This is a genomic window from Bacillus sp. YBsi01, from assembly GCF_038406745.1.
GTDB classification, from domain to species: Bacteria; Bacillota; Bacilli; order Bacillales; family Bacillaceae; genus Bacillus; species Bacillus siamensis.
On record NZ_CP151679.1, the window covers coordinates 2,734,187 to 2,760,512 of the forward strand.

The 26,326-nt window shown below is 47.5% G+C and carries 26 protein-coding genes and 1 pseudogene; 9 read left to right on the forward strand and 18 right to left on the reverse strand.

From position 1 onward, the window contains the following. Together qoxB and qoxA are read right to left on the reverse strand one after the other, a co-directional pair. The gene (gene qoxB / locus AADZ70_RS13735) at nucleotides 1-1,950 is read right to left on the reverse strand and encodes a cytochrome aa3 quinol oxidase subunit I (RefSeq protein WP_016937520.1); all 1,950 of its coding nucleotides are present in this window, start codon (nucleotides 1,948-1,950) and stop codon (nucleotides 1-3) included. A gap of 27 nt (nucleotides 1,951-1,977) precedes the next feature. After that, nucleotides 1,978-2,943: a cytochrome aa3 quinol oxidase subunit II gene (gene qoxA, locus AADZ70_RS13740; protein ID WP_095241275.1), complete on the reverse strand. Its 966-nt coding sequence runs from the start codon at nucleotides 2,941-2,943 to the stop codon at nucleotides 1,978-1,980. Nucleotides 2,944-3,445: 502 nt separating this feature from the next. On the opposite strand from qoxA, the gene AADZ70_RS13745 reads away from it, so the two are divergent. Beyond that, nucleotides 3,446-3,691, forward strand: a complete 246-nt coding sequence (locus AADZ70_RS13745; RefSeq protein ID WP_014419187.1) for a GlsB/YeaQ/YmgE family stress response membrane protein — start codon at nucleotides 3,446-3,448, stop codon at nucleotides 3,689-3,691. A 16-nt stretch (nucleotides 3,692-3,707) separates the two neighbouring features. Here AADZ70_RS13745 and galT read toward each other — a convergent pair whose 3' ends face one another. The 4 genes from galT to AADZ70_RS13765 form a co-directional block, all read right to left on the reverse strand. Continuing rightward, nucleotides 3,708-5,249 (reverse strand): UDP-glucose--hexose-1-phosphate uridylyltransferase, encoded by a 1,542-nt coding sequence (gene galT / locus AADZ70_RS13750; protein ID WP_342007193.1) that lies wholly within the window; start codon nucleotides 5,247-5,249, stop codon nucleotides 3,708-3,710. Further along, a complete protein-coding gene (locus AADZ70_RS13755) occupies nucleotides 5,239-6,423 on the reverse strand; it encodes a galactokinase (protein WP_342007194.1) in 1,185 nt (394 codons plus the stop codon). The genes galT and AADZ70_RS13755 overlap by 11 nt, the downstream gene beginning before the upstream one ends. A 51-nt stretch (nucleotides 6,424-6,474) precedes the next feature. Then, entirely contained in the window at nucleotides 6,475-6,861 is a 387-nt protein-coding gene (locus AADZ70_RS13760) for a GtrA family protein (RefSeq protein ID WP_032864817.1), read from the reverse strand. A 79-nt stretch (nucleotides 6,862-6,940) separates the two neighbouring features. Beyond that, nucleotides 6,941-7,564, reverse strand: a complete 624-nt coding sequence (locus AADZ70_RS13765) for a TetR/AcrR family transcriptional regulator (RefSeq protein ID WP_045925755.1) — start codon at nucleotides 7,562-7,564, stop codon at nucleotides 6,941-6,943. Between the two features lie 335 nt (nucleotides 7,565-7,899). Between AADZ70_RS13765 and AADZ70_RS13770 the strand changes: the two genes are divergently transcribed. The 3 genes and pseudogenes from AADZ70_RS13770 (at nucleotide 7,900) to AADZ70_RS13780 (ending at nucleotide 9,598) form a co-directional block, all read left to right on the forward strand. Continuing rightward, nucleotides 7,900-8,061 carry an anti-repressor SinI family protein gene (locus AADZ70_RS13770; protein ID WP_016937514.1) on the forward strand — a complete coding sequence of 54 codons (162 nt, stop codon included), beginning with the start codon at nucleotides 7,900-7,902 and terminating at the stop codon, nucleotides 8,059-8,061. A 192-nt stretch (nucleotides 8,062-8,253) separates the two neighbouring features. After that, nucleotides 8,254-8,934 carry a class I SAM-dependent methyltransferase gene (locus AADZ70_RS13775; RefSeq protein WP_342007195.1) on the forward strand — a complete coding sequence of 227 codons (681 nt, stop codon included), beginning with the start codon at nucleotides 8,254-8,256 and terminating at the stop codon, nucleotides 8,932-8,934. Next, nucleotides 8,934-9,598, forward strand: a pseudogene (locus AADZ70_RS13780) (glycosyltransferase family protein). The gene AADZ70_RS13775 and the pseudogene AADZ70_RS13780 overlap by 1 nt, the downstream one beginning before the upstream one ends. Nucleotides 9,599-9,620: 22 nt before the next feature. Here the strand turns inward: AADZ70_RS13780 and AADZ70_RS13785 are convergent. The 7 genes from AADZ70_RS13785 to AADZ70_RS13815 all read right to left on the reverse strand — a co-directional run bounded on the left by AADZ70_RS13785 (nucleotide 9,621) and on the right by AADZ70_RS13815 (nucleotide 16,709). After that, the gene (locus AADZ70_RS13785) at nucleotides 9,621-10,223 is read right to left on the reverse strand and encodes a DsbA family oxidoreductase (protein WP_342007196.1); all 603 of its coding nucleotides are present in this window, start codon (nucleotides 10,221-10,223) and stop codon (nucleotides 9,621-9,623) included. 84 nt (nucleotides 10,224-10,307) lie between these two features. After that, nucleotides 10,308-11,564, reverse strand: coding sequence for an iron uptake transporter deferrochelatase/peroxidase subunit (efeB, locus tag AADZ70_RS13790; RefSeq protein ID WP_342007197.1), 1,257 nt, complete (start codon nucleotides 11,562-11,564; stop codon nucleotides 10,308-10,310). Between the two features lie 18 nt (nucleotides 11,565-11,582). Continuing rightward, nucleotides 11,583-12,734 carry an iron uptake system protein EfeO gene (efeO, locus tag AADZ70_RS13795; protein ID WP_342007198.1) on the reverse strand — a complete coding sequence of 384 codons (1,152 nt, stop codon included), beginning with the start codon at nucleotides 12,732-12,734 and terminating at the stop codon, nucleotides 11,583-11,585. Further along, entirely contained in the window at nucleotides 12,731-14,179 is a 1,449-nt protein-coding gene (locus AADZ70_RS13800) for an FTR1 family protein (protein ID WP_342007199.1), read from the reverse strand. Before AADZ70_RS13800 ends, efeO begins: the two co-directional genes overlap by 4 nt. A 135-nt stretch (nucleotides 14,180-14,314) precedes the next feature. Continuing rightward, nucleotides 14,315-14,983, reverse strand: a complete 669-nt coding sequence (thiE, locus tag AADZ70_RS13805; RefSeq protein WP_342007200.1) for a thiamine phosphate synthase — start codon at nucleotides 14,981-14,983, stop codon at nucleotides 14,315-14,317. Then, entirely contained in the window at nucleotides 14,980-15,798 is an 819-nt protein-coding gene (gene thiM / locus AADZ70_RS13810) for a hydroxyethylthiazole kinase (RefSeq protein ID WP_342007201.1), read from the reverse strand. Before thiM ends, thiE begins: the two co-directional genes overlap by 4 nt. Before the next feature lie 2 nt (nucleotides 15,799-15,800). Further along, nucleotides 15,801-16,709 carry a LysR family transcriptional regulator gene (locus tag AADZ70_RS13815; RefSeq protein ID WP_016937506.1) on the reverse strand — a complete coding sequence of 303 codons (909 nt, stop codon included), beginning with the start codon at nucleotides 16,707-16,709 and terminating at the stop codon, nucleotides 15,801-15,803. A gap of 106 nt (nucleotides 16,710-16,815) precedes the next feature. On the opposite strand from AADZ70_RS13815, the gene AADZ70_RS13820 reads away from it, so the two are divergent. From AADZ70_RS13820 to AADZ70_RS13830, 3 genes are all read left to right on the forward strand, one after another. After that, nucleotides 16,816-17,202 carry a CidA/LrgA family holin-like protein gene (locus AADZ70_RS13820; protein WP_016937505.1) on the forward strand — a complete coding sequence of 129 codons (387 nt, stop codon included), beginning with the start codon at nucleotides 16,816-16,818 and terminating at the stop codon, nucleotides 17,200-17,202. Continuing rightward, complete coding sequence (locus AADZ70_RS13825) at nucleotides 17,184-17,864, forward strand: CidB/LrgB family autolysis modulator (RefSeq protein WP_012118753.1); 681 nt, start codon at nucleotides 17,184-17,186, stop codon at nucleotides 17,862-17,864. The genes AADZ70_RS13820 and AADZ70_RS13825 overlap by 19 nt, the downstream gene beginning before the upstream one ends. A 125-nt stretch (nucleotides 17,865-17,989) precedes the next feature. After that, nucleotides 17,990-18,184 (forward strand): YwbE family protein, encoded by a 195-nt coding sequence (locus tag AADZ70_RS13830; protein ID WP_016937504.1) that lies wholly within the window; start codon nucleotides 17,990-17,992, stop codon nucleotides 18,182-18,184. A 36-nt stretch (nucleotides 18,185-18,220) separates the two neighbouring features. Here AADZ70_RS13830 and AADZ70_RS13835 read toward each other — a convergent pair whose 3' ends face one another. Further along, nucleotides 18,221-19,408 (reverse strand): class I SAM-dependent rRNA methyltransferase, encoded by a 1,188-nt coding sequence (locus AADZ70_RS13835; protein ID WP_342007202.1) that lies wholly within the window; start codon nucleotides 19,406-19,408, stop codon nucleotides 18,221-18,223. 84 nt (nucleotides 19,409-19,492) lie between these two features. On the opposite strand from AADZ70_RS13835, the gene AADZ70_RS13840 reads away from it, so the two are divergent. Next, nucleotides 19,493-19,876, forward strand: coding sequence for a VOC family protein (locus AADZ70_RS13840; protein ID WP_032875731.1), 384 nt, complete (start codon nucleotides 19,493-19,495; stop codon nucleotides 19,874-19,876). Between the two features lie 27 nt (nucleotides 19,877-19,903). Here AADZ70_RS13840 and celB read toward each other — a convergent pair whose 3' ends face one another. Continuing rightward, a complete protein-coding gene (gene celB / locus AADZ70_RS13845; RefSeq protein WP_342007203.1) occupies nucleotides 19,904-21,238 on the reverse strand; it encodes a PTS cellobiose transporter subunit IIC in 1,335 nt (444 codons plus the stop codon). 161 nt (nucleotides 21,239-21,399) lie between these two features. On the opposite strand from celB, the gene AADZ70_RS13850 reads away from it, so the two are divergent. Further along, nucleotides 21,400-23,148, forward strand: coding sequence for a S8 family serine peptidase (locus tag AADZ70_RS13850; RefSeq protein WP_342007204.1), 1,749 nt, complete (start codon nucleotides 21,400-21,402; stop codon nucleotides 23,146-23,148). A 53-nt stretch (nucleotides 23,149-23,201) separates the two neighbouring features. On the opposite strand, the gene AADZ70_RS13855 is transcribed toward AADZ70_RS13850, so the two are convergent. The 3 genes from AADZ70_RS13855 to AADZ70_RS13865 form a co-directional block, all read right to left on the reverse strand. Next, complete coding sequence (locus AADZ70_RS13855; protein ID WP_016937499.1) at nucleotides 23,202-24,062, reverse strand: glycosyltransferase family 8 protein; 861 nt, start codon at nucleotides 24,060-24,062, stop codon at nucleotides 23,202-23,204. 278 nt (nucleotides 24,063-24,340) lie between these two features. Then, nucleotides 24,341-24,973, reverse strand: coding sequence for a GTP pyrophosphokinase family protein (locus AADZ70_RS13860; protein WP_007407732.1), 633 nt, complete (start codon nucleotides 24,971-24,973; stop codon nucleotides 24,341-24,343). Between the two features lie 121 nt (nucleotides 24,974-25,094). After that, entirely contained in the window at nucleotides 25,095-26,036 is a 942-nt protein-coding gene (locus AADZ70_RS13865; RefSeq protein WP_016937498.1) for a 1,4-dihydroxy-2-naphthoate polyprenyltransferase, read from the reverse strand. Between the last annotated feature and the right edge of the window lie 290 nt (nucleotides 26,037-26,326).

Below are 26,326 nucleotides of genomic sequence, written 5' to 3' on the forward strand. Positions count from 1 at the left end.
TTATTCGGAAATCTTTCTTTCCGTCTCTTTTATTTCCTCAACAGGTATATAGTAGCCGTTGTCATATTCAAATGAACGAAGCACCATGCAAAGCAGAATGCCGATCAAGCCGACAATGCCCATCCAGAACCATTCAAATACAAGTCCAAATCCTGCAAAACCGAACGCCACTGACATAATAAGCGGTCTGCCGGAGTTGTGTGGCATATGGATTTTCTTGAATTTGCTTTCCGGATGAATATCCGTTTTGTCTTCTTTCAATTGCAGGTACGCATCTTGAGATTTCACTTCAGGAAGCACCGCAAAGTTGTAGTGCGGCGGAATCGCAGATGAAGTCGCCCACTCAAGCGTACGTCCCACGCCCCATGAATCTCCGCTGATCTCGCGAGTAGAGTAGCGGAAGCTGTAGTAGATGTTGTAGCAAAGGATTAAGAATCCGACACCCATCATGAAGGCTCCGACAGTTGAAATAAAGTTTAATGTAGTCCATCCGTCATTCGGTCCGTAAGTGTAAATACGGCGAGGCATACCTTGCAGCCCCAGGAAGTATTGAGGGAAGAAACATACATTAAATCCGATCATAAAGATCCAGAAGAACCATTTTCCGATTCTTTCGTTCAGCTTGTGGCCGAACATTTTCGGATACCAGAAAATAAATCCTGCGAAACACGCAAATACCGTACCCGCGATCAGCACATAGTGGAAGTGAGATACAAGGAAGTACGTATTATGGTATTGATAATCCGCTGCAGCCATCGCGAGCATAACCCCTGTTACCCCGCCGACAACGAAGTTCGGGATGAACGCAAGCGCCCACAGCATCGGTGTTGTAAAACTGATTCGGCCTTTATACATCGTAAAGAGCCAGTTAAAGATTTTAACCCCGGTCGGAACCGAAATCGCCATCGTTGTAATCGAGAAGAAAGAGTTAACAGACGCACTGTTCCCCATTGTGAAGAAGTGGTGTGTCCATACAAGGAAACTCAGGACGGAAATGGCGATAATAGAGCCGACCATCGCTTTGTAACCGAATAACTGCTTTCTTGCAAAAGCTGAAATAATTTCAGAGAAAATACCGAATGCCGGTAAGATAACGATATAAACTTCAGGGTGTCCCCAAATCCAGAATAAGTTAGCCCAAAGCATCGGCATACCGCCGGCTTCCAGCGTGAAGAAGTGAGCGCCGAACAAACGGTCAAATGATAAGAGCGCCAATGCCACTGTCAGAACAGGGAAGGCGAATACGATAATAACCATTGTAATCAGCGTCGTCCATGTGAACATCGGCATACGCATCAGCGTCATGCCTTTCGTACGCATTTTCAGGATTGTCACCATAAAGTTGATACCCGTCATCAGCGTACCGATACCGGCAATCTGAAGACCGAGCAGGTAGAAGTTCTCACCAGGCCCAGGGCTCATGTCGTTGCTTGCCAGCGGCATGTAACTCGTCCAGCCTGCGTTCGGAGAACCCCCGATAACGAAAGAAATATTGAATAGCATCGCACCTACGAAGAACGTCCAGAAACTCAGGTTGTTCAAGTACGGGAATGCTACGTCGCGCGCACCGATCTGCAAAGGTACGACAACGTTGATCAGACCGATTAAAAACGGCATCGCCATGAAGATAATCATGATCGTACCGTGAGTCGTAAAGATCTCATTATAGTGGTTTGAGTCTAAAAAATTGTTATTAGGAAGCGCTAACTGGGCACGCATCATCAAACCGTCTACCCCGCCGCGGAACAGCATGATAACAGCAGAGATAATGTACATGATTCCAAGTTTCTTATGGTCTACGGACGTAAGCCATTCAGACCAGAGCCACTTCCACTTTTTGAAGTATGTGAGTACAACGATGATAGCAATAGTGGAAAGCGCAATGGAAACTTGTGCGCCCAGAATTAATGGGTCACCTGTTACAAAAAATTCATCCCATCTCAATTTCATTCGGGCTTCCTCCTTTCTTGTTCAATTTCAATCTTGTTTATCGTCGGATACTTTAAATTCGTTTTTCTTTACATTTTCCCACGGATCTGTTTTAGAGTGCGGTGATACGGCTTTGTAGCCAAGGCGTTTGCGCGCCTCCATCGCATATTCGGCATCTTGGCCGTGGTCAACGTATTTTAAGTGTGTAGAAGAGAACGTTAATTTACCGACATTCTCCGGAAGCATCAGTTCGTCATACTTCTCTTTCGTCAGCTTTGGAGAATTGCTCTGGGCCTTTTTCACCCAGCTGTTAAAGTCTTTTTGCGTAACGGCTTTTACGTTGAATTTCTGGTCGGCAAAGTGTTCGCCGGTGAAGTTCGCGTTGCGGCCTTCATATGTTCCCACTTTGTCAGCCTGTAAGTATTGATCCATCAGCATTCCCGCCATCGCGTATTTTTGTCCCCCAAGCTGAGGAATCCATAGCGACGCCATTGAATCTGCTGAAGAAATTTTAAATAATACCGGACGGTCTACAGGAATGTTCAGGTAATTTACCGTCTCAATATCCTGCTCAGGGTAGCTGAATACCCATTTCCAGTCTACCGAAGTAGCATAAACGACAAGCGGTTCTTTATCCTTGGTCGCTTCAGGCGCTTTTTCTAACGAATATATCGTCTGTACGGTAGGCACAGAAAGTGCAATGACAATTAAAATTGGGATCACTGTCCAGACTACTTCTAAGAACGTGTTGCCGTGCATCTCAGGCTTGTAATTTCCGCTGTCTTTGCCTTTGCGGTCGCGGTATTTCACTAAAATGATTGTAAATAGTACGAATACGACGCCGACAATGAACAGCATAAATCCGATTGACAAGAGAATCAGATCTTTTTGCTGGTCTGCTACAGGTCCTTTCGGATCTAACACGGAAATGTCGCTGCATCCGCCCAGTACGAAAACAACAGCCAACATCGCTAATAAAAGTAACGGTTTAAATGCTCTGAACAAGAAGATCACCATCCTTCCTATTGATGTAGTGAATCTGAAATGTACTTTCTCAAAATCTTTTCTCTATCTACCTTGTTATGCTATCAAAATCTGCTCTTATTAGCTTTATTTTTTTCTAAAGTTCATCTTTTTTTCGCCCTAATGTCACAAAATCGTCAAAAAATGCATGAACTTTTTTCACTTGCGTAAATCAAACATAAAAAGTTTTAGATCATTTAGCATATATAGAGAAAAAAGATAGTGAGAATGAATAATACCAAATAAAGGTTTACCACAATAAAAAACGCGGGTCAACAAAAAGTTTCATTTTGTTAACCATTCCATAAAGAAAATATTTTTCCCTTTGCTCTCACCTTTTCACACGGTTACCATTTTAACGCAACGCATAGGGAAAAAAAAGACCGGAACGCGCCTTGATATGTTCATTATAAAAAACACATTCCTATGTTTAATATAGACAAAACGAAGGAATCATATAGGCATAAATAATAAAAAATAGGAAGTGATATTTATGAGTTTTATCGTATCTCTGATTGTTGCCATTATTATCGGCTGGATCGGAAGTTTATTTGTAAAAGGAAGTATGCCCGGGGGGATTATCGGGTCAATGATCGCAGGTCTGATCGGCGCATGGATCGGGCACGGCCTGCTCGGCACATGGGGCCCGCACCTTGCCGGCTTTGCCATCATTCCGGCAATCATCGGAGCGGCGATCGTGGTATTCTTGTTCAGCCTGATCGCCAGAAGCAGAGGATAAAAAAAAGCCTCGTCCCTTAAGGGATGAGGCTTTTTTCAGGCAGAGCGTGCAAATGGCCGATAAACCGCCGGAAAGCCGCTCTGCCTTCTTCTGTCTGTTTAAAGACGCCGGCATGCTCCAATATCCGCGCAAAGACATGGCCGATTTCTTCTTTTAGAATCTGTTCCGCGTTTTCTTTCGTTACCTTCCGCTTATGCAGCACGCCGAGCGCCCAATCTTTATGCTTGGCCGCAAAAGGATCGGCCGTTAAGGCCGCATCCGGATCCGGTGAGCACAGCGCTTCAGCCGTGCGTTTCAACTCTTGTTCAAGACGCCCCGGCAGAATCGCCAGCCCCATCACCTCAATCAGTCCGATATTTTCTTTTTTCAGATGATGAACTTCCTGATGGGGATGAAAAATTCCCAGCGGATGTTCATCAGAGGTGCGATTATTTCTGAGGACGAGATCTAATTCGAATAAACCGTTTCTCCGCCGGGCTATCGGCGTAATTGTATTGTGCGGTGTTTCTCCTGAATAAGCGAGGATATCCGCCGCTTCATCGGTATAGCCGCGCCATGCCCGCAGGATGGTGTCCGCCGCGTCAGATAGCTCAGATGCGCTCTCGCTTTGCAGACGGATGACCGACATCGGCCACTTCACAATGCCCATCTTCGTCTTCGGATAATCAGGCAGCCTGTAACGGCTTTCTGTCTCCGCCTGCGCCATGGGAAATTCATGATCGCCGCCCTGAAAATGATCGTGGCTTAAAATACTGCCGCCGACAATCGGCAAATCAGCATTGGAACCGAGAAAATAGTGAGGGTACTGGCTGACGAACGCCAGCAGCCTGTCAAACGTTTTTTTGCTGATCTTCATCGGTTCGTGCCGGTCTTTCAATACGATGCAATGCTCCCGGTAATACACATACGGAGAAAATTGCAGAAACCACTGCTCCTCGCCGAGAATCACCGGAATGACGCGAAGGTTTTGACGGGCGGGGTGATCCGGCCTCCCTTCGTACCCGACGTTTTCTTTACAGAGAACACATCTCGGATACTCGGATTGAGGCTGCTCTTTGGCAGCGGCAATTGCTTTCGGATCTTTTTCAGGTTTTGAAAGGTTGATCGTGATATCCAGCTTTCCGTAAGCTGTCTCAGCCGTCCACCCGATATTCCGCTGAATTCTGTCCGAACGGATATAATACACATCCTCTGAAAATCGGTAAAATGCCTTTGTCGCCTGCTCCGGCCCGTGCACCGCCTTTGTTTCTTCAAAGCGCCGGACAATCTCAGACGGCTGCGGGGCAAAGCAGCCCATGATCTTCGCACTCAGCAGATCGCGATATGTGTCTGTATCGGCTGCAATCCGGCCTGTTGCTGCCGCCCATTCGTAAATCGGGGCCAGTATGTCCGGCAGAGATGCCTCCGATTCATTTTCCGTCCGTGCTGATGGCGCCGGATGGGTGATATGCAAAGTTTCATATAAACGGTTTCTTGTATATTCAATATCAAGAAAGGAAATCAGCTCTTTTTGCAGTCCGTACCGGATTAAACGTTCCACATGCCGCTCAATCGCCATCGTCATCCCCCCTTAGTTCTCTCGCTCCGGCTCCGATGTCCGCCGTATAAAAATCGGCCTTTCCCCCGGTCTGTTCCTCATAGCAGGCTCCTGCCGTTTCAATAAAATCTGAAACCGCATCATCCTTGACGATACTGACCGTACAGCCTCCGAAACCGGCTCCCGTCATCCTTGACCCGACAACCCCCTCGTGGCGCCAGGCCGCTTCAGCCAGTGTGTCCAGCTCAAAACTTGTCACCTCGTAATCATCGCGTAACGAGAGATGCGAATCCCTCATTAATTCACCGATATGATGAAGCTGATTGTTACTGAACATGCCGGCTGCCTTTTTGGTGCGGTGATTTTCATAGACGGCGTGTTTCGCCCGGCGCCTGTTCACTTCATTCTGAATCAGCTCCGCATGCGAATCAAAAGCGGAGGGAGACAGCTCCCCCAGCGACTGAATGGAAAGGTGCTTCTGCAGATCATAAAGCGCTTCCCGGCACTCCTTGAGCCTCGTATTATAGCCTGAGTCTGCAAGCGTCCGTTTTTTATTGGTATTCGCAATCACGATCGACAGTCCCGACATCCCGAGTCTAATATATTCAAAGGCGAGCGTTCCACAATTCAGCAGGATCGCATGATCTTTCTTTCCCATCCCGACGGCGAATTGATCCATAATGCCGCAGCTGACGCCGATAAAGGAATTTTCCGCCGCTTGAGCCAGTTTCACCAAATCGGGCATATCCGCATCAAGCTCATGACATTCCTTGAGAATGACCGCCGTGACAAGTTCAATAGAAGCTGATGATGACAGCCCTGCGCCGTTCGGGATATTTCCCCAGAATACAATATCGAAGCCGTGCGGAAGGGAAAAACCGCTGCGGAGGCATTCCGCCATGACCCCTTTCGGATAATTGGCCCACCCGTCCTCTTTCTGATAGCGGATATCATCGAGACTGCATTCTTTTATGCCTGCTTCCTTAAGATTGTGAGAGTACATTCTGACGAGCCTGTCCCCTCTTTCTCTGACGGCTGCATATGTACCGATCGTCAGCGCGCACGGAAAGACGCAGCCCCCGTTATAATCTGTGTGCTCCCCGATAAGATTCACTCTGCCGGGCGCAAAGAAAAGACGCAGGCCTTCCGATTCCCCGAATACATCCGCAAACGCTTTCTTTATTTTGTGTTTCATACGCATCCCCTTTCACCGTTACTCTTTCCCCCCAGGCGCGGAAAGAAACCGTTATGACACGCCCCCTTCTTTTGCTTTTCTGAAAACAATCCACTTGCTGGCAGCATAGTTGACGACTACGATGATGACGTTATCGGCGATTTTCGCCAACGTTTCGTTCATGTGAAATTGACTGACCAAAAGAATCATCATCGCGAGATCTATGCCGAGAGACAAAACCCGCACGCTGAAAAAGGCAGTCAATTCTTTCATCAGACTCCGCATCCCCGCGGTTTTTTGCTGAAATACATACAGTTTATTCGTGACATATGCAAATAGAACGGACAGAACCCAAGCGGCGACGGTCGCCGCCTTGTAATCCATCTCAAATACCGCCGTCAGAATGTAAAAACTGACGATGTTCACGATCGTCGTGAACACACCCATAATGATATACATCATAATTTCTCTGTAACGCATGGCAGTTCCTCGCTTTCTGAAAAACTTTTCTAAACCTTTTGTCAAATCAAGAAGAACGTTACCCTGATTTTCTGCCGCTGACAAAAACATAGAACGCGTCAAACATGCTGCGGAAAGTAACCGGCCTTCCCAGCACATTGGATTGCTTAATCATCCCGTCGATGAGCGCGCACATCATGTTAGCGGTATGCTCGGTATCTATATGGTCTTCTATTAAATTTCTCGATTTGAGCCAATTTATGTACATGGCGCTTTCTTCTATCCATAACTTATACAGGCGGATATACGCCTCATATTCACTGACGACTTTGTAAGTAGGCATATGAACGGCAAAAGACACCACATTCCAGGCAGGCTTGCTGTTTACAAACCGCATCAACAGGCTTGCTGCGCTTGCCGCGGCTTCACAAAGCGTCAACGGCCGCGCTGTTTGCTTTTCTAATTCGTCGAGATAGCCCGTGATGATCCTTTTTTTAATCTGACGCCTGTCTAACAAATGCTTCAGAAAATCTTCCTTGCTTTCAAAATGAACGTAAAACGCGCCTTTGCTGAACCCCGCCGCTTTACTGATGTCATCGATTGAGACTGAATCGTAAGCTCTGTCAATCAGGAGATGAAGGCCTGCGTCAATAAAACTTTCAAATGTTTCTTCTCTCTTAATTTGAAATTTGTTTTTTTTCATTTTTTACCCCAGCTGTTTGATCATTCACTTTATCTTACACCGAATCATTCTTTTGCGGTATTTTTTATACAAAAAGAATATGCTAGTCGACGATCAAAGGGTAAATGTTAATAGGTCATATGATTTATTTTTATTTACATACTATCCAGTCAGTATTTATTTGTTTATTATTATACGTAAGAATTCTTGAAGGATTTTGGTTATTTCAGTCATTTTTTTAGGGAATAGGTAGGTGAATTCATCTTCAATTTGGGATTACCGGCCAACTATGTGTGATATTTGTTACACATCGGCTGCTGTAGCTGGGCAAATCATTTTTTCAATTGGAGGTTCTTATGAAAACTCATGTAATGAAGAATATAGATCAAGATTGGCAATTGTTAATTCAAGAAGCTAGAATCATGGGTTTGCACATTGACGATGTAAGGCGATTCTTAAATACTGAAAAAGCGGTGAAGAAAAAAACACCAATGAAAAACACCATCCGCCAGCAGTAAGATTTACAGGCGGATCCTTTCACCCGAGTTTTCAAAGGAACACTGCCATCTTAAGAGGGGAATCAGAGTACAAAACCGTGAACGGACAACCATTCCCGCCCCATTCCGCTACCTGAACAGCCAAACATGGTGATATGAGATCCCCCCGCTGCATATCTTGTGTATTATGCCCATTTATGAGGTGATACACGGATGGATACGAATCCCTATTATGATGAAAAACAACAGAGCTACTACGAAGGCCTGAATCCTTATTTATTAAACAAAATAGACAAAAACTGGCGGACAGTGCTCGATGTCGGCTGCGGCACGGGCAATTTAGGCACGGCGATTGAAGACCGCGGAATAACGGTTTACGGCATTGAAGCGTCTCCTGAAGCAGCAAAAAAGGCGGAAAGTAAATTGAGCCATGTGTTTTGCGGCGACATTGAATCCGCCATTCTTCCGTACGAATCAGAACAATTCGATTGTATGCTGTTCGGAGACGTTCTGGAGCATCTTGTCGACCCGTGGTCAGTGCTGAAAAAGCTTCGCCCGTATGTCAAAAAAGACGGCACGGTGCTTGCATGCATACCGAATGTCGGCCACATCTCAGTGGTGCTGGAGCTTTTAGCCGGCAAATGGACTTACAGGGACGCCGGGTTAATGGATCAGACCCACCTGCGTTTTTTTACCCGAGAAGAAACTCTTTTATTATTTAAAGCGGCAGGCTACGAGGTGAAACGCATTGAGGCGATCCGCGTTGATCATCCCTCTTATCACCGGGCCATCGCCTCATTGCACGAAGTATGCGTACAGCTTGGCATAAGACATGATTTTCTGACAGAAGCATCGGCCTATCAATACGTGATTGAGGCCGAGAGGAGCATGTAATGGATGCACATTCATTTCTGTTTGTCATTTGCGTGAATGATGAGTCGCTCTACTCCCGATGCAAAAACCATATTCTGAAGCTTACCGTTCCCCCTTCACATTCCGTTGATATCATGCCGAAATACGATTCAGAAAGCATGGCCTCCTCCTACAACAAAGCGCTGAAACACCCTTCCAAAATATAAAATGTATCTGCATCAGGATACATTTATCATTCATCAGCATTTCCTGCGAGACATGCTTCATATCTTTCAATCTCACCGTGAGCTCGGTCTTCTCGGTGTCGCGGGCTGCAAAACGCTTCCGCCGAACGGCATTTGGCGGGAAAGCGGGCAGCGGATTGGGAAAGCGCGGGAATGCTTACCATCCGCTTGAATTCGAGAACGGTGATGAAGACGGACTGTTTATGCCCGCTGACGCCATTGACGGATTGTTAATGGCCGCTCAATATGACATGGAGTGGCGAGAGGATTTGTTTCAAGGCTTTCATTTTTATGACACATCACAGTCGCTCGAATTTCAAAAACACGGCTATCAAGTCGGTGTCGCCTGCCAGAAAGACCCTTGGTGCCTTCATTTTTGCGGTGACTCCTTTGACGCCGCGGCGTATGAAGCGGACAGACAAATATTTGTCCAACACTATATGGGAAAGCCCTCTTGCTGATGCAAAGAGGGCTTTTTACGGATTAACGTTTATTCAATTCCCGTTCAATGATTTGTTCGAAAATTTCCTTTCCCGCGACGCCCGGGATTCTTTCATCGCCGATGATAAACGTCGGCACTGCTGTAATTCCGGCTTCCTCATAGGCATGGCGGAGCGCTTCCCGCTGCATGTCCCTGTACGCTCTTGTCTCAAGCGCCTCTTTGAACGCGACGCCGTCAAGTCCGGCTTCTTCCGCGAGCTTTGTCAGCACGTCTATGTCACCGATATTTTGTTCTTCCTGAAAGAATGCCTGAAAAATGCGTGTATGGTATTCGCTATCTTTCCCATATTCCTTCGCAAAATGAAAACCTTCAAACGCCAAATCCGTATAGGGATGCGGTGATACGCGTGGGAATGTCATCTCAACGCCTAAAGACTGTGCCATCGGTTCAATTGAATTTTTCCACATCTGCCGCTTTGCGGGATCATTTACCGGATCAAGTTTCGGTGAGGGACTCGGACGCAATTCAAACGGCATCCATTCCACCTGTACGTCCTTGTCCTTGATTGCTTCTTCAAACGCCGCTTTGCCGACAAAGCAAAACGGACATACATAATCAGTATATACTTTAATCTGCAGTGTCATTGTATGTCTCCTTTCCTTTTTATTTTATGTTGTAACAAAAATAGTTACAAGAGTTTTTTAAAAACACCTTCTATATGGAAGGTGTCACGATTCCAGCAGCTTCTGGGCGATATATTCTCCTTTTTTACAGCCTCCGGGACAGGCGAATAAAGAAGAGCCGATCGTTTGTGTGTATTCATTCAGCGCATCCTTTGCCGCCAAAGCTTTCAGCATCGGGACAAATTGGCGGTCCGGGTCTTTTTGAAAGCTGATAAACAGCAGGCCTGCGTCAACATAGCCCGTCTTCGGGTCGATTCCGTCCGTATAAGAAAACGCCCGCCGCAGAATCTGTCTGCCGGTTGATTTCGCCACGCTGACATGCGAGTCGGCGGGAATTTGATTCAGCTTGACGGGATCAGTCTCCTTTTTTTGTCCGAAAGGAGCGCCCGAGCTTTTCACTCGCCCAAACGTATCCTCTTGTTCCTTCAAGGATGAACGGTCCCATATTTCTAAAAACATTTTAATTTTCCTAAACGCCATGTACGTGCCGCCCGTCATCCAGTCCGGCTCCCCTGATTGAACCCAAACGATTGAATTCATCAGATTTTCATCCTTTGTGCTTTGGTTGCCGGTGCCGTCTTTGAAACCGAAAAGGTTGCGCGGGGTTTCGCCGTTTTTCCCGCCGCTTAAGAAACCTTTATTGAGAAAACGGACTTCACACACGCCGACAGCCTGTTTAATCAGATTGCGCACCGCGTGGAACGCCGTTTGTTCATTATCCGCACAGACCTGAATGACGATATCACCGCCGCCTTGTTTCTGATCGAGCTTGTCGTTAGGCATCGGCGAAATGTCAGCGAGGTGCTTCGGTTTTTTATCCTTCAGCCCAAAGCGGTCCTTCCCGTCTTTTTCAAAAAATCCGGCGCCGAAGCCGAAGGTAACGGTTAAATTCGCCGGTGCCAGATCCTGCGACTCCCCGGTATCCTGCGGAGGCATATATTTATTTTTTTGCTCGCCTGACAAAGCGGCGCCTGAGGTCAGCAGCTGCGTCAGACTGGTCCAATTTCTGAAGAGGGAGATGACATTAGCTTTGTCGCTTGACTTGACATCAAGCGCCGCAAAATACACATACGTCTGATGCGCCGTTGTGATTCCCGCTTGGTGCTTCCCGTAAAAAGGAACGATTTGTTCATTATCACTTTTTCCTTCACTCTTCTTTGAAGCGGTGGCCGCCGGTTTGAAGAGCGGAGCGAGTCCTCCGAGGCCGCTCGCTCCCACAGCGACGGCGGCGCCCGCTACGGCGCCCCACTTCAGGACATCCCGTCTGTGGATCTGTTTTTCCTTGTTTAGTTCATCGCTCATGCTGTGTCATAACTCCTTTTAAAGCACATCGGCAATCTTCGACATGGTTTCAGAAAGGGCCGTCAGCTTCGTGCTTATCTCTCTGATTTGATCTTTACTTAATTTATCATAAGGCGTATACGAATGATCGCCTGTTTTGTATTTCGACATCAAAACTTCAAATTCGCTGAATTCCGTATCAAGTTTTTCCGTGACGCCGGAATGATCTTTCACAAGCGCGCTTTTCACTGTTTCATAGACGGCTTTTGAGCCTTCGACGTTGGCGGCCAGATCTGTTAAATCAATCCGGGAGTAACGTTCTTCTTCACCCGTGATTTTTGAGATGCCCGCTTCATTCAGAAGCTCCATGGCGCCAGCGACGATTTGTTCAGGTGTCAGTTTGAGAGAATCGATAGAACCGTCAAGCTTCTTCACATCCTTTAACAGGACGGAGGCCGTTTCTTTTTCGCCAGAAATCTGATTGTCCTTCCAGAGCGCTTTTTCAAGCTTGTGGAAGCCCGTCCATTTGCCGCCTTCTTCCACATCATTTTCTCGGGCATCGATTTTCGGATCAAGCGTGCCGAGGCTTTCGGCAATCGGTTCAATTCGCTCATAATAGACGCGCGCCTTCGGATAAAGTTGTTTCGCTTGATCGATGTTCCCCGCCTTGACGGCGTCTGTGAACGCTTCGGTCGATTTTACAAGCTGATCGCTCTGTTCTTTGACATATGTTTTATAGTCACCCGCCGCTTTCTTGAGCTGGTCACTGGCCTTTTTGCTGCTTTTTCCAGCGCCCGTCAGCTCCTCCAGCGAGGCTGTCAGCGATATAGATTCCGATTTAATCTTCTCTGTATCAGGCTTATCTTTTTGTGCTTCTGTATAAATCGGCTGCAGGTGCTTTTCGATATCCGTGTATTCAAACGGATAATCTCCGCGGATTTTATTTTCAAATGAGAGCCAGTAGCTGTTCAGTTCTTTTCCTTTTTGCTGAATGCCTTTCCGGTCTTGTTTTTTAACGGATTCATTCAGTTTGGTCAGAATATCCTCCATTTTGTCCACTGATGCTTTGATGTCCTGGTTAACACTGGTTTTTTCGGCTCCTTTGTCAGACGCTGACTGCTGAGCGCCGCAGCCCGAGCACAGAGCGAGGAGTAAGCCGGCTGATAAAGCCGCTTTCCGGATCTGTTTCATTTTGCAACTTCCCTTCTATTCGACTTTAATTTTACGGCTTCCATGATGAGTGCTGCGGCTAAAAAGCCAATGATGAACAGCTGCGGAATGGTGCTGAAAACCGACGGATAGATGCCGAGAAACGATACTGACGGAAGCCAGCTTTCAGCGTCAGACGGGAGAATATCCGCCAGCTGCAGGCTGTGGATGCCCGTACCGAGAAATTTCACGCACATATACAAAACGACGGCCATGGACAGCAGAAAGAACGGCTTTAACGGCATCCGCATTCCGAGTTTAATCATGAGAAAACCCGCTGCCGCAAGGATCAGCAATCCCGCTGCGGTTCCTCCTATTAATTCGGTAAGCGGCAGCTTGCCGACGAGGCCGATAAAAAAGATTACTGTTTCAAGCCCTTCTCTGACGACTGCCAAAAAGGCGATCAGCGCGAAGGACAGCAGACTTCCTTTTTTAAGCGCCTGCGATTTTTGTGTGTTGATTTTTTCCCGCCATTTATCCATTGAAGCGTTGCGGTGGAGCCAGACTCCGACAAACAGGAGCATCACGGCAGACAGAATGCCGGTCACGCCGCCGAGCAGAAAATTGTTTTCTCCGAAAATGTTTGAGGAAAACAGCAGGGTGACGCCGACTCCCGCCCCGAGAGAGACGAGCATGCCGAGTGACGCTCCGCCCCAGATCCAAGCGGATGAACGGGTGACACGGGCTTTTTTCGTCATCGTCAACAGCGCGCCGATCACAAGAAGCGCCTCCATTCCCTCTCTTATCGGGATAAGAGCGGCGTCCAGCCAGCTGTAGCTGCTTGACGCAATCGGCTCAAGGAGCTGAATCATTTCGTCAATATGTTTAACGGCCTGATCCGGGCGGTTTTCGGCTTCCGCCTTCATGAGTGCCAGATTCTCTTCTGAGGTCGTGTAGGCCGTTTTGGATTGGGATACGACGTCTCCTTCGACAGCCAGCCAATTCGTGACAAGCTGATCGATTTTTGCTTGGGCTTCAGCACTTTGGCTGCTTTTGATCAGCTGTTTCGTCTCTTTTAAGCTTTGAATATAGGCTGAGAGTGTAAGCCTTGAGCTCCCGACGGCTGCACCTTTTAATGTGACGGCCTGCCGGTAGGTTTCTAAATGGGACCCAAGCTCAGAAAGCTCCACCTGTACCTTTTTGGTGTCTTTATTAAGCAAAGAAAGTGAAATCATTGCGATATTGGAGTTCATTTTTGAATAGGAAGATAGATTTTCTTTTTTAATAGCAGGCTCTTCTTTTTTCCATACTGTTTTGAATTGTGAAAATGTTTTTTCGGCGGATTGCAGGTTTCCGTCCTTTGCAGATTGAATCATTTGCTGATTCAGGCTGATAAGTGAAGCGATGGGATCGGCGCCTTTCGCCACGGCAGAAGAACTGGCTATGACGAGCAGGCTGAATAACATGAAAGCAAGCTTCCGTGCCATCATGCACCTCCTGTAGTTGAAAATGATTATCATTATATATCATAATCATAGTCCGATCTCGCCCTTTGTCAATAAAAAGTTGCGCATACAAAAAAAGGGCCGTCCTCCCCGGACAGCCCTCCTGACAGAAACATGTCAGCTTTTTGCTTTGGAACGCTGAATTTCTTCAAAAAATCTGCGCGCCGCCTCTTTTGGATCATCGGCTTGGCTGATGGCGCTGATCATGCTGACGCCGTCTGCTCCCGCTTTAATGACGAGCGCCGCATTCGCCGCCGTAATGCCGCCGATTCCCACAATCGGAATCGTGATGCCCTGACGCCGCACTTCTTCAATCAATGTAACGCCCTGCACAGCTTCAGCATCTTTTTTCGTTTCGGTCGGATAGACCGGTCCCATTCCGACGTAATCGGCTCCGGCAGCTTCCGCCCGCTTCACCTCGGAGACATTATGTGCTGATACACCGAGAATCATATCACCGATTGCCGCTCTCGTTTCTGCAGCGTCTGCATCATCCTGGCCGATATGCACTCCGTCCGCCTTAAGGCGCAAGGCCAATTCAACATCATCATTAATGATGAAAGGAATGCCGGCCTGTCTGCAGACATCCTGCACCTGCTTTGCAAACAGGACACGTTCCTCCCCTGTTAAAGAACCGCTCCCCTTTTCCCGAAATTGAAAAAGCGTAGCGCCGCCCTCTATGGCTTTTTTCACCACAGACACGGGGTCTGCGTCAGTATTATTTGATCCCATAATAAAATAAACCGATAACATATCCTTCATCATTTCCCGAGAAATACGCGTCATTTTTCTGTCATCCTTTCAATTGCAGCAAGCTCGGCCGCTTCTTGTTCTGAAATGCTTGCCAGCTTGTTTAAAAGCTCAATCTGGAAGCTGCCCGGGCCCTTGTGAGACGTGTCCAAAGCGGCAAGCTGAGCGGCGCTTCCGTATACAGAAACGGCTGAAACCGCCGCTTGCAGAACATCCTGGCCCGCTGCGCAGAACGCTCCGATTACAGACGTCAGCAGGCATCCCGCCCCCGTCACCTTCGTCAGCAGTTTATCACCGTTATGAACGGCGTATGTGTCGGTGCCGTCAGAGATGATGTCAGTTTTTCCGGTAATCGCAATGACCGTTTTCAGCCCGCTTGCAGCCGTCTTGGCGAGCTGAAGCGTATCTCCTCCGCCTTCCCCAGCATCCACGCCTCTTATCTTCCAATCGGATACGTCGGCAATATTGGCGATTTCCGCGGCATTTCCGCGAATGACGGACAAGCGGACCTCCTGTATGATTTTGCGGGCTGATGCCGTCCGAAACGGCGTGGCGCCGGCGCCTACCGGATCAAAAATGACCGGAACGCCGTTTTCGTTGGCTGATTTTCCCGCGGCGATCATAGCTTCAACCGATGCCGGACTGAGGGTGCCTATATTCAGGACGAGCGCTCCGGCGATTTTCGCCATGTCGGCGGCCTCCTCAATTGCATAAGCCATAACGGGTGATGCGCCGAGCGCGAGCAGGCCGTTAGCGGTGAAGTTCGTGACGACGTTATTGGTGATACTGTGAACGAGCGGGCATTGCTCCCGCACTTTACTCAAGTGTTGAGCTGCGGTTTGTGCATCCATGCTTAATCATCCTTTTTTCTCTTTTTCGGATTCCACAAGTACGATTTTGTATGTTCCAGCCAGGCTCTGGCGGCAAAGGACATGTAGCGGTCCTTCCGCCAAATGATGGCTAAATGCCACGGAATGACCGGGTGAACGAGCGGAATGGTTTTGACTTTCTCAGGATCAAGGCCGCGGCAGATTCTTTCCGGCAGCAGGCCGATGCCGAGATTGGCCGATACCATTTCGCTGATAAAGTCCCACTGTGACGTTTCATAAATGACGTGCGGCCTGAACCCGGCTTTCACACATTCCGTCATAATTCGATTGTGAAGGACAAAATCCTCCCTGAAAAAGATGAACGGCTCTTCTTTCAATTCGTGAAGACTGCATTCTTTCTCGTCCGCGAGCCGATGTAACGGATGGACGACGAGCATGAGGGTTTCCTTTACGATTGTAAACGTATGAAAAATCTCTTCATTCGCGGGAAGCACGACGACCCCGATATCAAGCGAGCCGTCCTCCACACCTTGCTGCACTTTAATAGAGCCGTCTTCTACGAGCTGAAACGTCACATCGGGATATGTGACGCGGAAGTCACCGAGCACTCTCGGGAAAAAGCCCGACCCGATCATCGGCGGCAATCCGATGCGGACATGCCCTTTCTTTACCTCCATAATATCATTCAGCTCTGATGTCAGGTTTTGAAATGACTTTGTGATTTCCTGCGCCTGCACATACATGCTCTGTCCGGCATCAGTCAGTTCAACCTGCCGGCCATTGCGGTAAAACAGCTTGATGCCGAGCTCCGTCTCCAGATTTTTAATCATTTTTGAAATTGTCGGCTGTGAAACATACAGTGACTGCGAAGCCTTCGTAAAACTTTTCAAACGGGCCACTTCCAAGAAGTACGTTAAGTGCCGGATGTCCATTTCATTTCATCCTTTCTATAGACAAAAGGAATACATATTATTCTTTATATATATTTTACCTATAGCAAAACCTTATGTACAATATAAATATAAGGGAGGCATCATTATGAAAAAATTGTTGCTTACCGTTATTCAAATCGCTCTGCTGTTTATATTTGCGCGTCTGATCAATTGGGTCACGGCGGCTCTTCATATAAATATTCCCGGCAGTATAATCGGGATTGTGATTCTTTTCACATTGTTGCATTTCAAGATTATCAAGCTTGAATGGATCGAGCTTGGCGCAGCATGGCTCCTTGGTGAGCTGCTGTTGTTTTTCATCCCGTCTGCCGTCGGAGTGATTGAATACGGAGATATTATGTCTAAATTCGGTGTAAGCATTTTACTTGTCGTCATCATCAGCACATTTGTCGTGATGGTTTCAACAGGTACGCTTACACAGCTGATAGCAAAAAGAAAGGAGAAAAAACAAACGTGTTCATCGGAATCATAAGTTTATTCTTAACTGTCTTAGTGTATTTGGGCGCGAAAAAACTCTACATTCGTTTTCCGCGGGTGTATACGTCGCCGCTTCTGATTACGCCCGCTGTTTTGGTCGTACTGCTGCTTCTTGTCAATGTCCCGTATCAGACATACAATCTCGGCGGCGGACTGCTGACCGATATGCTTCAGCCGGCAACAGTGGCGTTCGCCATCCCGCTTTATAAATATTTCCCGATTTTAAAGAAATACGCCGTGGAAATTATTTTGAACGTAGCGGTCGGTTCATGTATCGCCATTCTGTCAACGGCCTTTATCGCAAAATGGTTCCATCTCGGCAGCAGCTTAGTCGACAGTCTCGTGCCGCGATCAGTGACGACGCCGATTGCCATGAACGTATCAGAAATGATCGGCGGGATGCCGGCCGTTACAGCGGTTTTCGTCATTTTAACCGCTTTATTGGGAACGATCATCGGGCCGATGGTCATCCGCTATTTCCGCATTGATAACGAAATTGCCCGGGGCGTGCTGCTCGGAACAAGCGCGCACGGAGCGGGAACATCTAAAGCATTTGAGCTCAGCTCCGTTTCAGGTACGATCTCAAGCGTGTCCATGATTCTCGCCGCGATTATGACGCTGTGCGCGGCCCCGATTTTGCTTTCGTTTATGTCATAAAAGACTGCTCCTGACAGAGCGGTCTTTTTTATTTGCCAGAGATCAATCAGCCTGTCCTTCATAAAAAGACGAAAACACGATATGATAAGACATGAAATGAAAAGACTGAAGAACGGATGTGTCATATGAACGGCCAGCAGCGAAACAGCATCAGAAAAGGGCTTGAAGTCGATATCGTCTTGAAAGCCGATCAGCGTTCAGGAAAACTGACAAGAGGAATCGTGAAAGATATTTTGACGAACTCAAGCTTCCACCCGCGCGGCATTAAGGTTCGCCTGGAGGACGGGCGAATCGGCCGGGTCCAGCAGATTATTGAATAGAAAAAAAGCCGGGGCTGCATGCCCGGCTTTTTTTGTTTATTTTTTCCGTAAGAAAACAACTTTCAAATAGTTCCCTTCTTTAAACGCGGGAATCGTTTTGAAATCTTCCGGAAGCGTATATTCTTCCAAAATGTCGTAACGCTCGTTTGTTTCTTTAAAGGCGGTCTCTATAAAGCCTTTAAATTTCTTCATATTGAAGGCGCTGCTGTTTGTCGATGCAACGATGATGCCGTTTTTTGCGGTGATGGCGATCGTTTCCTTCAGCAGGTTTTTATAATCTTTCGCCGCGCTGAACGTCCGTTTTTTTGTACGGGCGAAAGAAGGCGGGTCAAGGATGATGAGGTCAAACGCCAGCCCTTTTTTCTCCGCATAGCCGAAGTATTTGAAAACATCCATGACTTTAATATCATGTGCTTCGTAATCAATTCCGTTGGCGCTGAACTGTTCAATCGTTTTTGCAAGACTGCGGTTGGCGACATCGACACTGGTCGTTTTTTCAGCTCCTCCAAGCGCCGCCGCAACCGAAAATGCCCCCGTATAAGAGAACGTATTCAACACCCGTCTGCCGTTTGCATACTTGTCCCGAATCGCTTTGCGTACATGACGCTGGTCTAAGAAAATGCCCGTCATCGCCCCGTCGTTTAAATCCACCGCGTACTGTATGCCGTTTTCTTGAACAATGACCGGAAAGTCTCCTCTTTCACCTTTGACAAAGTCGTCGTCTTCCACGTACTGTCCGGCGGTATCAAACCGTTTCTTTTCGTAGATCGCCTTATAAGAGAGCCCCAGCCCGTCAATCGCCTCAATCAAACTGTCCTTATATGCATAAATGCCTTTGCTGTACCACTGAATCAGCAGATAACCGTCATAGACATCGATCGTGACGCCGCCGATGCCGTCGCCCTCACCGTTGAACAGACGGAACGCCGTCGTATCGGGCGCCTCAAACAGATGGGCTCTTGCTTCAGCCGCTTTTTTCAGCTTGTCCAGAAAGAAACGTCCGTCGATTTGTTCGTCTCTCGCACGGGACAGCACCCAGCCGACTCCTTTATTCTGCAAACCGTAATAGCCTTTCCCGATAAATTCGCCCTTCTCGGATGTCACATCAAAAAGATCGCCCTCTGTTAAGTGAGCCGAGCTTCCGGACAGAGCGTCTTTTTCAATCAGGGGGAATCCTTTTTTCAGCTTTCCGGCAAATGTATCTTTCACTGTAAGTAGCTTCATTGTGCATTCCTCTTTCGTTTTGCTTTCTCTTATCGTACCATAAAACATGCATTGTCCCGAAAAATTCAAAACAGGGGGAAAACCATGACAGCCAAAAGAATCGACCATACAGGCATTATGGTCAAAGATATTGAAACATCCATTGCTTTTTACCAAGACGTTCTCGGTATGCAGTTAAAGGATCGTATCACTCATACGAACGGCATTATTGAACTTGCCTTTCTCGGCTTTCAGGAAGGGCCTGAGACGGAGATTGAGCTGATTCAAGGCTACAGCAGCGAGCTTCCCGCAGAAGGAAAAGTGCATCATATCGCTTTATTAACTGAAGATATCGCGGCGGAATTCACGCATGCGAAGCGTCAGGGCGCCGTATTTATCGATGAAGAAATCACGACGCTTCCGAACGGATACCGCTACTTTTACATTGAAGGACCTGACGGCGAATGGATCGAATTTTTCCAGCGTTAAAAAAAACGGGCAGAAGCGCCCGTTTTTTTATATTTCTTCTGTGACGTTTTGTTCCGCTGCCCGTTCCTCTCTCCATTTTTGAAGATCCCACATTCTGAAAAACGGATAATAAATGATAAATGTAATCAGGAGGTTGATCAGCTGCATGACCGAACCGGAGATTTTCCCGCCCGTCGCCAGATAACCGGAAATCAGCGGCGGCATCGTCCACGGCACGGCGATTCCCGCCGGTTTTGCCACCATTCCCGTGCTCATCCCGATGTACGTCGCCGTAATGGTCAAGAGCGGTGCGATGATAAAAGGCACGATTAACAGCGGATTCATGACGAGCGGCATCCCGAAAATAATCGGCTCGTTAATGTTAAAGATCGCGGGTCCGATGCCGAGTCGGCCGAGCTGTTTCATCTGTTTGCTTCTGGATCGCACAAGCATGGTCAGCACAAGGGCAAGCGTCGCGCCGCTTCCGCCGACATTGATCCATATTTGAAAGAACTGTGTCGTAAAAATGCTCGGCAGCGCTTCTCCCGCCTGAAAAGCCAAACGGTTGGCGTCCATCGCCCCGTACCAGATCGGCGACATGACCCCGCCGATAATGGACGCGCCGTGTATGCCGCACGACCAAAGCAGCATTTGCACGAATTCGGCGACAAGACTTCCGCCGAGACTCCCGCCCAGAATAGACAGCGGAGTGCCCAGAAGGTCGCCTACGACATTGTGGAGGCTTTTAAAAGGAGTCATTTCAATAAACAGACGGGCCAGCCATACGAGCGTAATAATAAAGAAACCGGGGATGAGCGCAACAAACGATTTGCTGACCGCAGGCGGCACTCCGTCAGGCATCTTAATGACGATATTTCTTTGTACGATAAACCGGTACACTTCCGTAGACAGCATTGCAATGATCATCGCGACAAACAGACCTTTGCTTCCGAGCAGCGAAATCGGAATGCCGCCTCCCACCATAATCTCTGTTGACGAGCCGTCAGGGATAAACGGAATCTGATACGGCGTCGCCAATAAAAAGGCGGCAAGGGCAATGGCTCCCGACGACAGGGCATCCACCTCATAGCTTTCCGCAAGCCGGTAAGCAATCCCGAAGGCGGCGACAAGCGCCATAATGTCAAAGGACGCATTCACGGGATACCCGAGCTTTTCAACCCAATTTTCACCGAAAAGACCAGCCATAAAATCGGCATAACCGGGAATCGGAAGACTCGTCAGAATCAGAAAAACCGATCCGATGATAATAAGCGGCATAGTCAAAATAATGCCGTCCCGCAAAGCCCTTAAGTGCCTTTGGCCGGCGACTTTTCCGGCGACAGGCATGATTTTTTCTTCCATTACCCGATTAAACGTACTCATTTATCAAAAACCCCCTTTTTGAGTTCATTGCGCAGATGTCTTAAAGCATTTTCTCCATCATATTTTGGAAACGCTTACATTTGCATACAGAAATTTTCCTTATCCCTTAGGAAAAAAAGAATTCCGCACTGCCGATATATAAAGAAAAAGGGGGAATCACAATGTATCACACCCTGAAACCGATCATGGCCGCGGCCTTGTGCGTCACCCTGTTCGCAGCCGCGGCACCCGCTCACGCCGAGACGCAGGACCGGGACGTTATCGTGGTCTACAAAAATAATAACGGCAAGGAGTCCGCCATAGACAGCGGAGCGGATGTAGAACAGACCTATGAGCATCTTCCCGCAGTCGCCGTGTCGGCTGATTCGGAAACGGTGAAAGACCTGAAACATGATCCTGACATTTTATATGTTGAAGACAATGTATCCTTTCAGGCAGCAGGCGGTTCTGATATCCACCCGTTAACAGCGGCATCAAGCAGCAGTTACACGCTGCCGCAATGGGATATAGAGCCCACTCAGGTCAAGCAGGCCTGGAAAGAAGGCTTGACGGGAAAAAAGGTGAAAGTGGCTGTTATTGACAGCGGCATTTACCCTCACGATGACCTTTCCATTGCGGGAGGCTATTCCGCAGTCAGCTATACATCTTCATACAAAGATGACAACGGGCACGGTACGCATGTCGCCGGCATCATTGCCGCCAAACATGACGGATACGGCATTGACGGCATCGCGCCGGATGTCCGGTTATATGCGGTTAAAGCATTGGACAGAAAAGGTGCGGGAGATCTCAAAAGCCTTCTTAAAGCGATCGACTGGTCCATCGCCAACAAAATGGACATCATCAATATGAGTCTCGGAACTAACGCAGACAGCAAAATTCTTCACGACGCCGTCGACAAAGCATACAAAAAAGGCATTGTGATCGTAGCCGCCGCAGGAAACGACGGCAACAAAAAACCCGTCAATTATCCGGGCGCCTACAGCAGCGTAACGGCAGTCTCAGCGTCAACCGAAAAAAACGGTCTTGCGGCTTTTTCCACGACCGGAAAACAAATTGAATTTACCGCACCCGGCACCAATATTACGAGCACGTACCTGAATCAAATGTACGCCGTGGCTGACGGCACATCTCAAGCCGCGCCGCACGTCACCGGAATGTTCGCGCTGCTCAAGCAAAAATATCCGGAAGAAACAAATACACAGCTCCGACAGCAGATGCAGCAAAACATCAAAGATCTGGGCGCTCCCGGACGTGACAGCCAATTCGGGTACGGGCTGGTGCAATATCACGCAAAGCAAAAGAGCTTTGCCGAACGGGCCGTAATAAAAGCGGAAAAAACGAAAAAGCAGGCAGATATCAATCAAGCAAAAACGGCTGTCAGCAAGCTTTCCAAGTCAAAGGGAAAAACCGCCCTCGAGTCCCGAATCAATAAAGTTCAGACAGCAAGAAATGTGACGGACGCCAAAGACAAAGTCCGGACTGCCGAAAAACAAAAGAAAAAAACCGCCGTTAATGCGGCACAAAGCGCCATCCGGAAATTACCGGCCGGATCAGAGAAAAAAGGACTGCAAAAGCGGCTTGACGCTGTCAATTCAGGCCTTTTGAAAACGGCTGGGGCCAGCGTCAGACAGGCCGAAAAAAAGACCTCTGAGGCCAACGCCGCAAAAGCCAAAAAAGCAGTGAGCGAGCTTCAGCCGGGAAAAGAAAAAACCGCTCTGGAAAAACGGCTTGACCGGATAAAAGAGAAACTCAACCGGAAGCAGGCAAGGGACAAAGTGAAAACGGCCGAAAAAACCAAAACGAAAAAGGCAAAATCAGCGGCCCAAACGGCGGTCAGCCGGCTGAAGCCGTCTGCCGAAAAGACCAGCCTGCAAAAACGCGTGCGTGCGATTCGGGTGAAACATTAAAAAAACGCTTATGAGCCGCATCATGGCTTCATAAGCGTTTTTCTCCCATCTGCCTATTGGTTCATGGCCGGGCGATCGATCGTGTTCCATTTCGTAAAGGACATATATCGGAAATAATGATCACGGTACGGGTGCGCGGTGCCTGTATTCCAAGGCTTGTCTCCGCCGCAGAAATGGACGATGGCCGGTTCGGCCCGTGTTTCTCTGTAACGTATACGGTCGATCAGTTCAGGAGGCGTTTTCTCATTCATGATAATATGCGTCTGCGCGTTCCAGCGCGGATGCAGTTCATGCCATTGATCATATAAGACCGCGTTAAGCGCGTCCTGATCATGAAACACGAGAAAATCCTCCGAACTGTTTTCATTGATAAAATCAATCACTTTTTTGGAAATATTCTGTTTTCTCCAAGGTTCAAAATCTATAATCATAATGCCGGAATTGAAATACTTGGCCGTGTCGCTGATATTCATTTTTTTCAGTCTTTCATGCTGTCCGGCATCTTCTACTGCCGCAACTATTGCCGGGGAAATATCCAAATCCCATAAAACCGAAATATCTTCCATCACAATTGCATCGCAATCAATGTAAATCATCCGCTTTACGGACTCATCCTTAATTAAATCAGGAATGGAAATGCGGTAATAAGCCGCTTTTGTAATGTGGCTGCTTTCGACCGCATGTTTGTATTGATCAGCATCCACTTCTAAAAATTCAAGCGGCGTTCCGAATGACATCGCAGTCTGTTCAAGCTTGTCCTTGTTTTCGGCAGTAATTCCGCCGTCGATCACATATAATTTGGCATTCCTTGTTTTATCCATATTCATCAATAAAGAAGCGAACATCCCACCCAAATGACGAGCATAATTATCATCGGCACATGATACGATATGCATTGTTTCATTCTTTCCCACTGATATTCATCTCCCTTTTTGTTGTATCATTTTCTTTCCCTTTTTTTCAAAAGTAAACCTCGATCTCACACATTTTTTCTGCGGGAATGTGCTGTTTACGAGTTGATATCTTTCTTCTTTGTTTGGAGTGAGGAAAGAAAATGATCTTAGCGGCGAGGTCTATGTGAAGGGAGGCAAGACGATCAAGGCCGACAGCGAAAAACGGTGAGCGTCATTGGATAAACAAACAGCCGGACCGCTTTTATTTGCAGTCCGGCTGTTTATGATGCGCCAATCGGTTAATCGACTTCTTTCTTAATCCCAAGCATCTTTTCGTCTAAATAATGGGCGATGTCCGCCGCTTCCTTCAGCTCGTCAGTCAGATGCTTCGGGACTTCGTTATTTAATTTGTAATAAATTTTATGTTCAAGACTCGCCCAAAAATCCATGGCGATGGTGCGGATTTGGATCTCCGCCTTCACATATTCCACCCGATTCGTCAAATAGACGGGAATCTCAATAATCAAATGCAGGCTGCGGTAGCCGTTCGGCTTCGGATGTTTGATATAATCCTTCACCTTCACGATCTTCAGGTCCTTATGCTGTTTCAAAACCTCAGCGACATTATAAATATCTGATATAAAAGAACAGATAATCCTGACACCCGCGATATCATGAATATGCTCTTTCATTTCTTGCGTCGTCACATCGCAGCCTTTGCGCATCAGTTTATTGACGATACTCTCGAAACTTTTCACGCGTGATTTTGTATGCTCGATCGGGTTATGCCCGTGAATCAGATTATATTCCTGACTGATGATAGAAAACTTCGTATCCAGCTCATCTAAAGCGAATTTATAAACTAATAATTCATTTTTCCAATCTTCCATGACCGTTTTTAAATCATCCATATGGGCTGTTGACAAGTCCATTTTTTTCATCTCCTTGCTTTGCTGTCCACATATCAGACGGTTCGGTCGGCGGTCAGGTTCTTTACAAAATCGTGAAGATTATGTCATAAAAAAAGCAAATGCCGTTATGGCATTTGCCTTGTCATTTGATCAGGAAATAATTGATCAGGAGTCCGATGGAAAGCAGGAATCCGAAGAATGTATTGGTTTGCGCCGTTGATTTCATCGCAATAATCATGTTCATCGGCATTTCGTTTTTCACGAAGCCTTTCACGGCCTGAACGGGTTTCGGCACGCTCAAAAAGACCAGGAACAGCCACGGGCTTGTATATCCCATGATAACAAGACCGACGATCCAGATGTAAGCGATGGCAAAGGACGCGGCCAGTATCATGACGGCTCCCCTATGCCCCATCAAAATCGCCAGCGTTTTACGTCCGCCCTTTTTATCTTCTTCAATATCACGGATATTATTGGACAGGTTAATCGCGCCGACCAAGATGGCGATCGGGATGGAAATCAAAATGCTCTGTTCATTAATTCCGCCAGTCTGAATGAAGAAAGAAATAAGGACAAACACAGAGCCCATGCAAATGCCGGAGAACAGTTCACCGAACGGTGTATACGCAATCGGCAGCGGGCCGCCCGTATACAGGTAGCCGATCAGCATGCCGGCAAGGCCGATTGCCGCAAGCCACCAACTGCTGCTCATGCAGATATAAACACCGAGCACGAGGGCAATCGCATAAGAGCCGAGCGCCAGCTGCAGAATCGTTTTCGGCTTCATGCCGTGGCGGACGATCGCTCCGCCGATACCGACAGAATCCTCCGTATCTAAACCGCGTTTAAAATCGTAATATTCATTGAATAAGTTCGTGGCGATCTGGATCCAAAGGCAGGAAAACAGCATGGCCAAAAACAGCAGGAAATCAACCTTTACGTAAAACATCGCCAATACAGTGCCGAGAAGTACGGGCACAAACGATGCCGTCAATGTATGAGGGCGGGTTAACTGCCATAAAATGCGGCCCATGCTTTCTTTTTCAGGCGTCTTTTGGCTGCCTCCCATATTGTTTTGATTCATTTTCCTCTTCCTTTCTATTAAAAGGCTTTCACAGTCAGCCGATAACAGTAGTGTTGAATTGGGGTTTTTATGTTTTCTGCTACCTTATCTATCATAATAATTTCTTCCCCATTTCACAAGATGCGGCGCTCCATCAGCTTTGCTGCCGAAAACGGCTTTCCGCCCTTCCCCATTGGGGTTCGGCACAAGCCTGCGTAAGAAAAAGCCGCCGAAATTTTTTTACCTCATTTATATTTACGATAAGTTAAAAATCCCGCCTGAACATGCGCTTTTTTAGTATGATCATTTGC